The 13,732-nt window shown below is 61.6% G+C and carries 15 protein-coding genes; 11 read left to right on the top strand and 4 right to left on the bottom strand.

The window, feature by feature from the left end; all coding sequences use genetic code 11:
• Positions 1-42: 42 nt before the first annotated feature.
• The 3 genes from ACPRTJ_RS03750 to ACPRTJ_RS03740 all read right to left on the bottom strand — a co-directional run bounded on the left by ACPRTJ_RS03750 (position 43) and on the right by ACPRTJ_RS03740 (position 4,167).
• Positions 43-990 (bottom strand): lipoprotein, encoded by a 948-nt coding sequence (locus tag ACPRTJ_RS03750; RefSeq protein ID WP_043864253.1) that lies wholly within the window; start codon positions 988-990, stop codon positions 43-45.
• Between the two features lie 20 nt (positions 991-1,010).
• On the bottom strand, positions 1,011-2,726 hold the full coding sequence (locus ACPRTJ_RS03745) for a proline--tRNA ligase (protein WP_043864252.1): 1,716 nt from the start codon (positions 2,724-2,726) through the stop codon (positions 1,011-1,013).
• Between the two features lie 166 nt (positions 2,727-2,892).
• Positions 2,893-4,167 carry an OprD family porin gene (locus ACPRTJ_RS03740; protein WP_043864251.1) on the bottom strand — a complete coding sequence of 425 codons (1,275 nt, stop codon included), beginning with the start codon at positions 4,165-4,167 and terminating at the stop codon, positions 2,893-2,895.
• 771 nt (positions 4,168-4,938) lie between these two features.
• Here ACPRTJ_RS03740 and ACPRTJ_RS03735 point away from each other — a divergent pair.
• Both ACPRTJ_RS03735 and ACPRTJ_RS03730 read left to right on the top strand, forming a co-directional pair.
• On the top strand, positions 4,939-5,364 hold the full coding sequence (locus tag ACPRTJ_RS03735) for an HIT domain-containing protein (protein ID WP_229589605.1): 426 nt from the start codon (positions 4,939-4,941) through the stop codon (positions 5,362-5,364).
• 3 nt (positions 5,365-5,367) lie between these two features.
• On the top strand, positions 5,368-5,574 hold the full coding sequence (locus ACPRTJ_RS03730; protein ID WP_043864249.1) for a SlyX family protein: 207 nt from the start codon (positions 5,368-5,370) through the stop codon (positions 5,572-5,574).
• A gap of 122 nt (positions 5,575-5,696) precedes the next feature.
• Here the strand turns inward: ACPRTJ_RS03730 and ACPRTJ_RS03725 are convergent, their stop codons facing one another.
• Positions 5,697-6,284 (bottom strand): cold-shock protein, encoded by a 588-nt coding sequence (locus tag ACPRTJ_RS03725; protein ID WP_043864302.1) that lies wholly within the window; start codon positions 6,282-6,284, stop codon positions 5,697-5,699.
• A gap of 303 nt (positions 6,285-6,587) precedes the next feature.
• Between ACPRTJ_RS03725 and ACPRTJ_RS03720 the strand changes: the two genes are divergently transcribed.
• The 9 genes from ACPRTJ_RS03720 to ybgC all read left to right on the top strand — a co-directional run bounded on the left by ACPRTJ_RS03720 (position 6,588) and on the right by ybgC (position 13,730).
• Positions 6,588-7,058, top strand: a complete 471-nt coding sequence (locus ACPRTJ_RS03720) for a Dps family protein (protein WP_043864248.1) — start codon at positions 6,588-6,590, stop codon at positions 7,056-7,058.
• A gap of 274 nt (positions 7,059-7,332) precedes the next feature.
• Positions 7,333-7,662, top strand: a complete 330-nt coding sequence (locus tag ACPRTJ_RS03715) for a ribbon-helix-helix domain-containing protein (protein ID WP_054914974.1) — start codon at positions 7,333-7,335, stop codon at positions 7,660-7,662.
• 110 nt (positions 7,663-7,772) lie between these two features.
• On the top strand, positions 7,773-7,994 hold the full coding sequence (locus ACPRTJ_RS03710) for an FmdB family zinc ribbon protein (protein WP_043864246.1): 222 nt from the start codon (positions 7,773-7,775) through the stop codon (positions 7,992-7,994).
• Positions 7,995-8,090: 96 nt separating this feature from the next.
• On the top strand, positions 8,091-9,866 hold the full coding sequence (gene aspS / locus ACPRTJ_RS03705) for an aspartate--tRNA ligase (protein WP_043864301.1): 1,776 nt from the start codon (positions 8,091-8,093) through the stop codon (positions 9,864-9,866).
• A gap of 122 nt (positions 9,867-9,988) precedes the next feature.
• On the top strand, positions 9,989-10,735 hold the full coding sequence (locus ACPRTJ_RS03700) for a YebC/PmpR family DNA-binding transcriptional regulator (protein ID WP_043864245.1): 747 nt from the start codon (positions 9,989-9,991) through the stop codon (positions 10,733-10,735).
• A 116-nt stretch (positions 10,736-10,851) separates the two neighbouring features.
• The gene (gene ruvC, locus ACPRTJ_RS03695) at positions 10,852-11,376 is read left to right on the top strand and encodes a crossover junction endodeoxyribonuclease RuvC (RefSeq protein WP_043864244.1); all 525 of its coding nucleotides are present in this window, start codon (positions 10,852-10,854) and stop codon (positions 11,374-11,376) included.
• A gap of 108 nt (positions 11,377-11,484) precedes the next feature.
• On the top strand, positions 11,485-12,093 hold the full coding sequence (gene ruvA / locus ACPRTJ_RS03690) for a Holliday junction branch migration protein RuvA (RefSeq protein ID WP_043864300.1): 609 nt from the start codon (positions 11,485-11,487) through the stop codon (positions 12,091-12,093).
• Positions 12,094-13,149: a Holliday junction branch migration DNA helicase RuvB gene (ruvB, locus tag ACPRTJ_RS03685; protein ID WP_043864243.1), complete on the top strand. Its 1,056-nt coding sequence runs from the start codon at positions 12,094-12,096 to the stop codon at positions 13,147-13,149.
• A gap of 125 nt (positions 13,150-13,274) precedes the next feature.
• On the top strand, positions 13,275-13,730 hold the full coding sequence (ybgC, locus tag ACPRTJ_RS03680; RefSeq protein ID WP_043864242.1) for a tol-pal system-associated acyl-CoA thioesterase: 456 nt from the start codon (positions 13,275-13,277) through the stop codon (positions 13,728-13,730).
• The last annotated feature ends 2 nt before the right edge of the window (positions 13,731-13,732 follow it).

Here is a 13,732-nt window from a genome sequence, read left to right as displayed (position 1 = left end):
GCCAGGCATCGTGGTCGATGCCTGGCGTTCATGGTGCTGGAGCTACTTCGCGCCGGGGTCTGCCACCAGGCGGCCGGCATCCCTGGTCAGCGCCTTGAGAAACTCCTGTTGCAGCTCCGGATCATTGCGGGTCAGCTCGATCAGGCTCTGTTCCAGCTCGCTGGCTTCCTCTTCCAGGCCCAGTTCGGACAAGCGCTTGACCCGGTGCACCCACTCGCTCACCTCGTCGTCTTCAAGGTCGTCGTAGATCAGCTCATGGGCTTCGACCAGTTTGCCGCGCAGCGTTGGGCTGAGCAGCAGGCTGGCGTCGGCACGCACGTTGTTTTCTTCATCGGCCACGGCCAGGTGCAAGGTGCCCACCTGGGTCAGGTTCTGTTCGGTGAACGGGCTGTCGAGCAGGTTCAGGCGCAACACACCATTGCGGTCGGTGGTCAGCTCGTGGGTGAGCTTGCCAGCCTTGACCTCGACCGGGCGTTCGCCCCACGGCAGGCTGGTGTACTCCTGGCGTTTGTCCTTCTGCACTTCGCTGATACTGGCCAGGTTCTGTTGTGCGCGGCCGTTGGACTGCACGTTCATGAACGGGTTGAGCCCGGCCACGCCATAGCTGAGCCAGTCATGGGTCACGCTGTCGGGCAGGTTGCCCAGTGCGAACACGTTGACCACATTGGCGCCGATACCGGCAACCACGGCCACTGCGCCCAGCGGGATCTCGTAGATTTCGCGCCAGGGTTGGTAGGGCGTGTAGCGATCATAACGACGGGTCACTTCGAATTCGGTGACTTCGAAGTTCTTCTGTTCGTGAACGCGCACGCGCCGTTGCGGCAGCTCGAGTACCTTGGGCTCTCCGACATCGATCTGCAGGCTGTGCTCGAGCAGCTTGCGCTCGATCCGCTCCTCATGCTCGCTGCGCTGGGACATCTGGTTGGCGCAGCCGCTGAGCAGCACGGCGCCGCACAGGGCGGCGCCTCCGAAGGTGATTCGCTTGAACATGGCTACTCTTGTGTTGGCTATCAGCGACGAATACGGGCTTGCAGGAACGACAGCACCTCGGCCACGGGCAAGGCCTGGGCCTCGCTGTCCTTGCGGTACTTGTATTCCAGGTTGCCTTCGGCCAGGCCCCGGTCGCTGACCACGATGCGGTGCGGGATGCCGATCAGTTCCATGTCGGCGAACTTGATCCCCGGGCTGGTTTTCTTGTCACGGTCGTCCAGCAGCACTTCGAAACCGGCGGCGGTCAGCTCGGCGTAGAGCTTGTCGGTGGCTTCGCGCACTTCGGCGGTTTCGTAGCGCAGCGGTACCAGGGCGATCTGGAATGGCGCGAGGCTATCGCTCCAGATGATGCCCTTGTCGTCGTAGTTCTGCTCGATGGCAGCGGCGACCACGCGCGAAACACCAATGCCATAGCAGCCCATGGCCAGGGTCACCGGCTTGCCGTTCTCGCCCAGCACCTGGCACTTGAGTGCTTCACTGTACTTGGTGCCCAGCTGGAAGATGTGCCCGACTTCGATGCCGCGCTTGATCATCAGCGTACCCTTGCCGTCCGGGCTCGGGTCGCCGGCTACCACGTTGCGCAGGTCGGCGATTTCCGGTACGGGCAGGTCGCGCTCCCAGTTCACGCCGAAGTAGTGCTTGTCGTCGATGTTGGCACCGATGCCGAAGTCGCTCATGAAGGCCACGGAACGGTCGATGATGCACGGCAGCGGCAGGTTCAGCGGGCCCAGGGAACCGGCGCCGGCGCCGATGGCGTCGCGCAGTTCGGCGTCGCTGGCCATCACCAGCGGGCTGGCCACCTGTGGCAGGTTGGCAGCCTTGATTTCGTTGAGCTCGTGGTCGCCACGGACGATCAGGGCAATCAGCTTGCCTTCTTCGGCGGCATGCACGATCAGGGTCTTGACGGTGCGCTCGATCGGCACGCCGTAGTTTTCGACCAGGGCGGCGATGGTTTTCGCGTCCGGGGTATCGACCAGGCGCAGCTCCTCGGTGGGGGCAGGGCGCACGGTTTCCCGCGGGATCGCTTCGGCCTTCTCGATGTTGGCGGCGTAGTCGGAGCTGTCGCTGAAGATCACGTCGTCTTCACCGGACTCGGCCAGCACATGGAATTCGTGGGACCAGCTGCCACCGATCGAGCCGGTGTCGGCCTGCACGGGGCGGAAATCCAGGCCCAGGCGGGTGAACACATTGCAGTACGCCTGGTGCATGCGGTCATAGGTTTGCTGCAGGGACGCCTGGTCGGCATGGAAGGAGTAGGCATCCTTCATGATGAACTCGCGACCGCGCATCAGGCCGAAGCGCGGACGGATCTCGTCGCGGAACTTGGTCTGGATCTGGTACATGTTCAGTGGCAGCTGTTTATAGCTGCTCAGCTCGTTGCGCGCGAGGTCGGTGATGACCTCTTCGTGGGTAGGCCCCACGCAGAACTCGCGACCATGACGGTCCTTCAGGCGCAGCAGCTCGGGGCCGTACTGCTCCCAGCGGCCGGACTCCTGCCACAGTTCAGCGGGCTGAATGGCCGGCATCAGCACTTCCAGGGCGCCTGCGGCGTTCATTTCCTCGCGTACCACGGCTTCGACCTTGCGCATCACGCGAAGGCCCATCGGCAGCCAGGTATAAAGGCCGGATGCGAGCTTGCGGATCATGCCGGCACGCAGCATGAGCTGGTGGCTGATGACGACCGCGTCGGAAGGGGTTTCTTTCTGTGTGGCGAGCAAATATTGACTGGTGCGCATGGTAGGCCGTTGTCGGTTGCTTAACTGAAATGACCCCGCATTGTACGGGGGCGATTCGGTGACGTATAGGATGGTGGCGCGGGAAACTGCGCCAAGTGCATCAACACAAAAGAAAAAGCCCGGCAGGGCCGGGCTTTTTCGAGTTGAGGTCCGTGAGCCGGAAGGCTTACAGGATGCTCAGCGGGTACTCGACGATCAGGCGCAGTTCGTCGATCGAAGGCGACGAGTTGTTGTACACCGCATCGCTGGAGCGGTAGGTGGCCTGGCGAACGCGGAAGCTCAGGTCTTTGGCCGGGCCTTCCTGCAGTACGTACTTGGCTTCGATGTCGCGTTCCCACTCTTTGCCGTTGTTGCCGGAGGAAACGTTGGCATCGGTACCACGGATGTAGCGGGTCATGAAGCTCAGGCCCGGTACGCCGAAGGTGGCCATGTTGATGTCGTAGCGAGCCTGCCAGGATTTCTCGTCTTCGGAGTTGAAGTCCGAACGTGCCACCGAGTTGGCCAGGAACACGGTACCGCCGCCGTCGACGCCGTAGGCGTAGCCGCCGTCGCCGCTGATGCGCTGGTGCGCCAGGGTGAAGGTGTGCGCGCCGATGGTGTAGGCGGCGGACAGGCTGAATGCACGGCTGTCGATCTTGTCGCCGTCGTAGGCTTTTTCCAGCGCGGCGCCGGTGCTCTTGGTGTTGTAGAAGTTGAAGTCGAACACCAGGCCCTGCTCGTCGTTGATCGGCAGGCTCCAGTTCACGTTGGCGTAGTATTTGCGCCAGTAGTCTTCGACCTTGGAGTAGTAGAGGCTGGTGCTGAGCTCGTCGCTGAACGCGTAGGTGCCGCCCAGTACGTCGGCCTTGGTCAGGTGGATGCCGCCGTCACGGTTGGTCTGGTCTTGTGCGGTGATGCTGGTGAAGCGACCGGCGTTGAGCGTCAGCCCCTTGATTTCGTTGCTGGTGATCAACGCGCCCTGGGCCATTTCAGGCAGCAGGCGGCTGTCGTCGGTGGCCAGCACTGGCAGCGAGGTGAACTGGTCACCTACTTTCAGGACGGTGTCGGAAATCCGGAACTTGATGGCTGCGCCGCCTTTGGAGTAGTCGTCCTGCGAGCGTTCGTCGGAGCCGGTCGGGAACAGGCCGGTGCCGGCAGTGCCCTTGCCGCCGTCCAGTTTCAGACCCAGCATGCCGATTGCGTCGACGCCGACGCCGATGGTGCCTTGGGTGAAGCCCGACTCGAAGGTGCCGATGAAGCCTTGGCCCCACTCTGCAGCGCGGCTCTGCTCGGTGTTGGGGACGTTGCGGTAGTCACGGCTGAAGTACAGGTTGCGAAGTTTGACGTTCAAGCTGCTGTCTTCTACAAACCCCTTGGATTCATCCTGAGAAGACGCCATGGCCAGCTGCGAGGTGCCTGCCGCTACGGCCAGGGCGATTATGCTCCACTTCATCACGCGCATCGTGATTTGCTCCTTTGGTTTTGGAAGATTACGGCCTTGCCCCCTGGTTTTTTTATGGGGCGGCTCTTTCTTTTTTGAGTCGGCGAAATGTATATCACGCTGACTGTCGTTGGCGATACTTGCGAAAGGAACCTTTCATTAACTTTATGGTCCCGTCGCAAACGGTTAAATCCCTGTCGCAAATTACGCCCCGGCATGACCGGTGCGTTCAACTACAGCGCTGTTTCGCAGAGCAGCAAAGGCAGCGCAATCACGCGAAGCCTTTGATGCCAAAACTCCCTGGTTGCCCTTGCAGCTGTTGTTATTTGTCGCACTTGGCTTGCTTATGCAGGCGCCATGCCGACGTTGGGCAGAGATGAATGCAACAAGCGTGCTCAATTGCGCGGTGCGTTGATGAAATTTTCACATTTCGTTGGCCAAAGGGCGCGTGGTGCCCGAAAACCGGGGGTGTACAGATCTTTTGGTTTGAGGGTCGATGCCGTCGCGGAATAAGCAAAAAATCGACTTTGAAGTCAAAACGTTACCGGCTTGTAGGACAAGTGAGTAGTTTTCGGTAGGAGGCGGTGCTGATTGTGTTCGCGAGGCGCTATTTTGGTGCGAAAAGTAGCGTTTTGTTACCGGCGTGAGCGGACCTCCTGCGTGCAGTGTGGTCTGCCTGCCCCGGGATGGAGCGCCATGTACTCATGCCTGTGACTCCAATCGGGAGTATCCTTGCGTCAATCACCTGCCGGGTGCAGGTATCGGGATTGAAAGGTGCGAGGAGATTGTTCTGTGTTTGCTCTTGATTCACGTTTGCAACAAGACACGATTGCGTTGGGGGACTTACCTCTTTGTCGCTTGTTACTTAGTAAGGATGCTAACTATCCGTGGTTCATTCTGGTGCCGCGGCGTCCTGCTGTCAGCGAAGTATTCGAACTTGATGAAGAGGCGCAGCAGCAATTCTGGCAAGAGACCACGTTGCTGGCCAAGTTGCTCGACGGGCTGTTCGATGCCGACAAGATGAATGTCGCGACCCTGGGCAACGTCGTGAGCCAGTTGCACATGCATGTGATCGTGCGACGCCAGAGCGATGTGGCATGGCCTGGCCCGGTGTGGGGGCGCGTGCCGGCGCTGGTTTATACAGCCGAGGCGCTGGCTCATGTGCGCCGCATCGTCGAGCGTGAGCTTGGTGATTATCTTCAACCGATCGAGGCTTGAATCATGACCCTGGAAGCACGGGTAACCGAGTTGGAGAGTCGTCTGGCATTTCAGGACGATACGCTGCTGGCGCTGAACGATGTGTTGGTGGAGCAGCAGCGGGTGGTTGAACGGCTGCAGCTGCAGATGGGCGCGCTGCTCAAGCGTTATGAGGAGATGGTGGGGCAGTACGAGTCCAACGAGGAAGAAGCGCCGCCCCCGCACTATTGATGCATGCGCCTCGCGCAGCGGGCCTAAAGGCTCAGTGCAGATCGACAGCAGAACAGGGCGGGTGAGTAGGCGTAAAAAAACCGCGATCGGCCGAGTGGCCGTCGCGGTTCTTCACGCGAGGATCAGCGACGCGGTGCCGCAATCACATCCTCGGCCTGCAGGCCCTTGTCCCGGTTCATCACCGAAAACTCCACACGCTGACCCTCCACCAGCACCCGGTGACCCTCGCCACGAATGGCCCGGAAGTGCACGAAGATGTCATCGCCGGAATCCCGCGAAATGAATCCAAAGCCCTTGGACGTGTTGAACCACTTCACGGTGCCCGTGTCGCGGTTGCTCATGTCGTAGGCAGGTGCCTGGCTGCGCGCACGGCCAACCTTGGCCAGGCCCGCCACCAGATGCAGCAGCACGGCCAGCAGGGCGCAGACCATGGCCGCGACATTGCCCAGCTCCGGGCGCAGCAGCACAGTGACCGCTTGCAATACCACTGCAAGCACCAGCAGCGCGCTGGCAGTGTGTTGCAGGTACTGGCGCGCGCCGCGGTAGTGCATTGGCAGCACAGGCACCAGGATCAGGTTGAGCAGCCCGAACAGCGCCAGGTAGATGGCATCGGGTTGTTGCAGGAAAGGGACAGCTTCGCCCCTCAGGCTAGGAATCAGAGACAGCAGCAAGGCAGCTGCGCCCGTCAACAGGTGAACGATCTTGAACATGGTGGTTTGGCTCACATTTTATTCAGGCATATCACAGGAAGAGCTGAACCCACGGTGCGCGGTTACCGATGAGGCGCCAAAGCGTGGCTGCAGCCTATGCGCCATTGCACAAAAAATGCGCAATGACGGCACAGTGCCTATTTAACAGCAAAGCCGGGTGCTTCTCAAATCAGCGGGCCAAACGGGCCGCGCGGCTGCAGCCCTGTGTCGCACGCCAGACCGGCAATCGGAGCTGCAGGCACGCGCAACTCTTGGTACAGTGCTTCCAGCATGTTGAACTGACATCACAGGAAGGAAATGTACATGGCAATTGATATTGGTATCAGTGAAGAAGATCGCAAGTCCATTGTTGACGGCTTGTCGCATCTGTTATCGGATACATATGTACTGTACTTGAAGACCCATAACTTCCACTGGAACGTGACCGGGCCGATGTTCAATACACTGCACTTGATGTTCGAAGGCCAGTACAACGAACTGGCCCTGGCAGTCGATGCCATCGCCGAGCGAATTCGTGCACTGGGCTTCCCGGCGCCGGGTACTTATTCCACCTACGCCAAGTTGTCCTCGATCAAGGAGGAGCCAGGTGTGCCGGCGGCTGAAGAGATGATCAAGCAACTGGTCGATGGCCAGGAAGCCGTGGTGCGTACCGCGCGCAGCCTGTTCCCGTTGCTGGACAAGGTCAGCGACGAGCCGACCGCCGACCTGTTGACCCAGCGCATGCAGGCCCATGAAAAGACTGCCTGGATGCTGCGCTCGCTGTTGGCCAAGTGAGTGTTCGGCGCCTGTAAAGGCGCCTGTTGAAAGACGCAAGCCCGATTCTTCCTTAGAGGAATCGGGCTTTTTAATGGGTACTTCCTGCGTGCTGCGGCCGGCGTGGAACAGTTTCAGCAGGTGTGGTACATGAACTCAACTAAAAGGTTATTCCTACGCTGCGCAGGCTCGCGGTCTGCTGGTTGCAATACGATGAACAGCGCTTCATAGGCAGGTACCTGGATAGCAAGTATCCCGGTGATGAACTTCCTGTCAGTCAATGCGTGGGATGAATATGTCGCGAGTCGTGAATGAACGTGCATGCACCGCCGAGCAACTTCGTATGGCCCCTGGTGATCCTTTTCAGGCAGATTTCAATATGGGCCTGGCGCGCCCGCTGTCGCGTTCGGTGCGACTCAACGGCTTCGCCACCTGCTTGCGCCTGGAAGAGGTCTACTGGAAAATCCTCGAGCGCATTGCCGCCGCCAACCGGTGTACGGTCAATGCGGTGCTGTCCCATGTGGACCGCGAAGTCCACCTTCGCCACGGCGGCGTCAAGAATTTCAGCGGCCTGGTGCGGGTGATCTGCGTGGTCTACGTGCTGGGGGGCGGCGCCAAGCCCTGAACCATTCGTGCGCTGGCACGGCGGGCGGGCTGCACAGCCCCGGTTAACCATATATAATCCCGCTTTTTGCTGCGTGGCGCGGCCCGCGCAGTGGTCAACGAGATACGCCAATGCCCCTGTACGACTATCAATGCGGTTCCTGCAGCCACCAGATGGAAGTTCTGCAGAAGATCAGCGCAGCGCCGCTGACCGATTGCCCGGCCTGCCAGGCACCTGCCCTGAAGAAGCTGATTTCTGCCCCGGGCTTCCGCCTGGGCGGCACCGGCTGGTATGAAACCGACTTCAAGACCGGCACCAAAAAGAACCTGGCGGGCGCCGACAAGGCCGACTGAGTTGAACTGTACTGCCAGGGTCTTGCACTATGGGCCCCCTGGGGCCGGCAAGGTCCACACCCGAATTCACGAATGACGAGAAGCGAAACCACCATCATGATGCGCAGCCACTATTGCGGCCAACTGAACGAGAGCCTGGAAGGTCAGGAAATTACCCTTTGCGGCTGGGTCCATCGTCGTCGCGACCACGGCGGGGTGATCTTCCTCGACATCCGTGATCGCGAAGGCATGGCTCAGGTCGTGTTCGACCCGGACCGCGCAGAAAGCTTTGCCGCCGCCGACCGCGTGCGCAGCGAGTACGTGGTGAAAATCACCGGCAAGGTGCGTCCGCGCCCTGCAGGCGCAGTCAACGCCAACATGGCCTCGGGCGCCATCGAAGTGCTGGGCTACGAGCTCGAAGTGCTGAACGAAGCGGAAACCCCGCCGTTCCCGCTCAACGAGTACTCCGACGTGGGTGAAGAGACCCGCCTGCGCTATCGCTTCATCGACCTGCGTCGTCCGGAGATGGCCGAGAAGCTGCGTCTGCGCTCGCGCATCACCACCAGCATCCGTCGCTTCCTCGACGAAAACGGCTTCCTCGACGTCGAGACGCCGATCCTGACCCGCGCTACCCCGGAAGGCGCGCGTGACTACCTGGTGCCAAGCCGTACCCACGCCGGCAGCTTCTTTGCCCTGCCGCAATCGCCGCAGCTGTTCAAGCAACTGCTGATGGTGGCCGGTTTCGATCGCTACTACCAGATCGCCAAGTGCTTCCGCGACGAAGACCTGCGCGCCGACCGCCAGCCGGAATTCACCCAGATCGACATCGAGACCAGCTTCCTGGACGAGACCGAGATCATGGGCCTGACCGAAAGCATGATCCGCAAACTGTTCAAGGAAGTCCTCGACCTGGAGTTCGGCGAATTCCCGCACATGACCTTCGAAGAGGCCATGCGCCGCTACGGTTCGGACAAGCCTGACCTGCGCAACCCGCTGGAACTGGTGGATGTGGCCGACCAGCTGCAAGCGGTCGACTTCAAGGTGTTCAGCGGCCCGGCCAACGACCCGAAATGCCGCGTTGCCGCACTGCGTGTACCGGGCGGGGCGAGCATGCCGCGCAGCCGTATCGACGAGTACACCAAGTTCGTCGGCATCTACGGTGCCAAGGGCCTGGCGTACATCAAGGTCAACGAGCGCGCCAAGGGCGTCGAGGGCCTGCAGTCGCCAATCGTCAAGAACATCCCCGAGGCCAACCTGAACGTGATCCTCGATCGCGTGGGCGCGGTCGATGGCGACATCGTGTTCTTCGGTGCCGACAAGTCCAAGATCGTCAGCGAAGCCCTGGGCGCGCTGCGCATCAAGGTCGGCAACGACTTCAACCTGCTGACCTGCGAATGGGCACCGATGTGGGTTGTCGACTTCCCGATGTTCGAAGAGAACGACGATGGCAGCTTCACGGCGCTGCACCACCCGTTCACCGCGCCAAAATGCTCCCCTGAAGAGCTGGAGGCCAACCCGGCCACCGCGCTGTCGCGCGCCTATGACATGGTGCTCAACGGCACCGAGCTGGGTGGCGGTTCGATCCGTATCCACCGCAAAGAGATGCAGCAGGCCGTGTTCCGCCTGTTGGGCATCGAGGCGGCGGAACAGGAAGAGAAGTTCGGCTTCCTGCTCGACGCGCTGAAGTTCGGTGCACCGCCGCACGGTGGCCTGGCCTTCGGTCTGGACCGCCTGGTGATGCTGATGACCGGCGCCCAGTCGATTCGTGAAGTGATCGCCTTCCCGAAAACCCAGAGCGCTGCGTGCGTCATGACCCAGGCCCCAGGCCTGGTCGATGCCAAGGCACTGCGTGAGCTGCACATCCGTCTGCGCGAACAGCCCAAGGCTGAGTAAGCGGGCCCGGGGCGCATCCACTTGGATGCGCCTTTGCGTTACGGCATACCGAATTGATTGCCCACGCCAGGTTTTCTTCTGGCGGGGGCGTGGTTTTGTTTCAAGGATTTCTGGAGTCAGTTATGGCGGGTCATTCCAAGTGGGCGAACATCAAGCACCGCAAAGAGCGCCAGGATGCCAAGAGAGGCAAGATCTTCACCAAGTGGATTCGTGAGCTGACCGTCGCTGCCAAGCAGGGCGGTGGTGACCCGAATTCCAACCCGCGCCTGCGCCTGGCGCTGGACAAGGCCTTGGGCGCGAACATGAGCCGCGACATCATCGATCGCGCCGTGGCCCGTGGTGCAGGCGCAACCGAAGCCGACAATGTCGAAGAGCTCAGCTACGAAGGCTACGGCCCGGGCGGCGTGGCGATCATGGTCGAGGCCATGACCGACAACCGCAACCGCACCGCCGCGGCCGTGCGCCATGCCTTCAGCAAGTGCGGTGGCAACCTGGGCACCGATGGCTCGGTGGCCTATCTGTTCGAGCGCAAGGGGCAGATCAGCTTTGCCGCCGGTGTCGATGAAGACGCGCTGATGGAAGCGGCGATGGAGGCCGATGCCGACGACGTGGTCAGCAACGAAGATGGCTCGTTCGACGTGTTCACCTCGTTTGCCAGCTTCTATGCGGTGCGTACTGCCCTGGAGGCTGCCGGCTTCAAGGCTGCGGACGCGGAAATCGTCATGCAGCCGACCACCAGCGCCGAACTCGACCTGGAGGGCGCACAGAAGGTGCTCAAGCTGATCGACATGCTTGAAGACCTGGACGATGTGCAGAATGTGTATTCCAACGCCGAAATTCCTGACGAAGTCATGGAACAACTCGGCTAAGGTTCAGTTCTGGCGTACTCGAGGCCGGATTCGTCCGCAGGCACCTTGTGCCTGTGACGGGTCCGGCTTCTGTCTTTTTAATGGCGCCCCGGTGCGCCACTGGTTGCGCAGGCGATATGACTCTGATTCTTGGTATTGACCCCGGCTCGCGGATTACCGGCTATGGTGTGGTGCGCCACACGGCGCGCGGGTGCGAGTACGTGGCCTCCGGTTGCATCCGTACCGGCAGCGGCGAGCTGCCCGAGCGCCTGCAGGTGGTATACCGCAGCGTGCGCGAAATCATCCAGTTGCACGGGCCGGTGACCATGGGTATCGAGCGGGTGTTCATGGCGCGCAACGCCGACTCGGCGCTCAAGCTCGGCCAGGCGCGCGGCGCCGCCATCGTCGCCGGGGTCGAAGAGGGCCTGGAGATCGCCGAGTACAGTGCCACCCAGGTCAAGCAGGCGGTCGCCGGTACGGGCGGGGCCAACAAGGAGCAGGTGCAGATGATGGTCATGCACCTGCTCAAGCTCACCCAGAAGCCGCAGATAGACGCCTCCGATGCCCTGGCCATCGCCCTGTGCCATGCCCATACCCGTTCCAGCCTGGTGCCGCACGGGCTGGGCGCTGCACGCAGCCGCAGTGGCCGCCTGCGGCTCTGATAGCATCATCGGTTAACACAATTTCGCTTGCCGGCCACCGCCGGCTTGCAATCATGGCGGCTGATGGCGGGCTTGATCGCCCCGGCGCCCTGGATAAAGGACCTGAACGTGATTGGACGTTTGCGCGGTACCCTGGCTGAAAAGCAGCCGCCGCACCTGATTGTCGATGTCAACGGCCTGGGCTACGAGCTCGAGGTGCCGATGACCACCCTGTATCGCCTACCCAAGGTTGGCGAGGCAGTGACGCTGCACACCCACCTGGTGGTACGTGAAGACGCGCACCTGCTGTATGGCTTTCACGAAAAGCGCGAGCGCGAGCTGTTCCGCGAGCTGATCCGCCTCAACGGCGTAGGGCCCAAGCTGGCCCTGGCATTGATGTCGGGCCTGGAGGTCGACGACCTGATACGCTGCGTGCAGGCCCAGGACACCTCGGCGCTGGTCAAGGTGCCGGGGGTGGGCAAGAAGACCGCCGAGCGCCTGCTGGTCGAACTCAAGGACCGCTTCAAGGCCTGGGAAACCGCGCCAAGCCTGTTTACCCTGGTGTCCGACGGCCCGCAGCCGGTGGCAAGTGCCTCCACTGCCGAAACCGATGCGGTCAGCGCGCTGATCTCGCTGGGCTACAAGCCGCAGGAAGCCAGCCGCGCCGTGGCGGCCATCGATGCCAAGGGCCTGAGCAGCGAAGAGCTGATCCGGCGCAGCCTCAAGGGGATGATTTAAGTGATCGAAGCCGACCGACTCATAGCCGCTACCGGGCGCGACCGCGAAGAGGTCCAGGACCGGGCGATCCGGCCATTGCGCCTGGACGAGTACATCGGGCAGCCAGTGGTGCGCGAGCAGATGGCGCTGTTCATCCAGGCGGCACGTGGGCGCAGCGAGTCGCTGGACCATACGCTGATCTTCGGCCCGCCGGGTCTGGGCAAGACCACCCTGGCCAACATCATCGCGCAGGAGATGGGCGTTTCGATCAAGAGCACCTCCGGGCCGATCCTCGAGCGCCCGGGCGATCTGGCGGCGCTGCTGACCAACCTGGAACCCCACGATGTACTGTTCATCGACGAGATTCACCGGCTTTCGCCGATCGTCGAGGAAGTGCTGTACCCGGCCATGGAAGACTTCCAGCTGGATATCATGATCGGCGAGGGGCCGGCCGCACGTTCGATCAAGCTCGATTTGCCGCCGTTCACTCTGGTCGGGGCAACCACCCGCGCCGGCATGCTGACCAATCCGCTGCGCGACCGTTTCGGTATCGTGCAGCGCCTGGAGTTCTACAACACCGCAGACCTGGCCACCATCGTCAGCCGCTCGGGCGGGATTCTGGGCCTGCCGATCGAGGACGAGGGCGCCTTCGAGATCGCCCGGCGCGCCCGCGGCACCCCGCGTATCGCCAACCGTCTGCTGCGTCGTGTACGCGACTACGCCGAGGTGCGTGGCAAAGGTGACATCACCAAGGCCATCGCCGACCTGGCGCTGAACCTGCTGGACGTGGACGAGCGTGGTTTCGATCACCAGGACCGGCGCCTGCTGCTGACCATGATCGAGAAGTTCGACGGTGGCCCGGTGGGTGTTGACAGCCTGGCGGCGGCGATCAGCGAAGAACGTCACACCATCGAGGACGTGCTGGAGCCCTACCTGATCCAGCAGGGCTACATCATGCGCACACCCCGTGGGCGCGTGGTGACCCGGCACGCCTACCTGCACTTTGGCCTGAACATTCCGGGCCGCATGGGCGAGTCGGTCAACGGCGAGGGTTTTTCCGACCTGGCCGATGAATGACAGACTTATCCGGCGTTTTCGTGGTCCTATCGGCGGACACGCATGAGTCGCGCTGGCAATACGACATAATCCGTTAAAAACAGTTGGTGGGGCGGATTGGCAAGCTGAGGAGTTAGCACTAGAGTATGCGCGCGCAAAATGGGGTTGAGTCGTTCGCACATCGCTGTCGCGTCTATTACGAGGACACCGATGCGGGCGGCGTGGTGTATTACGTCAATTATCTGAAATTCATGGAGCGTGCCCGCACCGAGCGGTTGCGCGAGCTGGGCTTTGCCCAGTCTGCGATGGCAGAACAGAACACCTTGTTCGTCGTTCATTCCAGCGAGGCGCGCTACCACGCGCCGGCCCGCCTGGACGATGAATTGCGGGTCACCGCACAAGTGCTTGAATTGAATCGTGCCAGCCTGCGCTTCGTGCAGCAGGTCTGGCGCGAGCGTGATGCAACGCTGCTCTGCGAGGGGCAGTTCCTGGTGGCCTGTGTGCGCGCCGATACGTTCAAACCCCGGGCCATTCCTTCCGAGCTGCGTGCAGCCTTTGTGGCGGCGGATGGTGCGGGTAACCAAACAATTGCAGGAGATTAAGC

The organism is Pseudomonas palmensis (assembly GCF_049942755.1).
Classification (GTDB): domain Bacteria; phylum Pseudomonadota; class Gammaproteobacteria; order Pseudomonadales; family Pseudomonadaceae; genus Aquipseudomonas; species Aquipseudomonas palmensis.
Note: the sequence above shows the minus strand (reverse complement) of the source record. Positions and strands in the feature narration are given on the sequence as shown.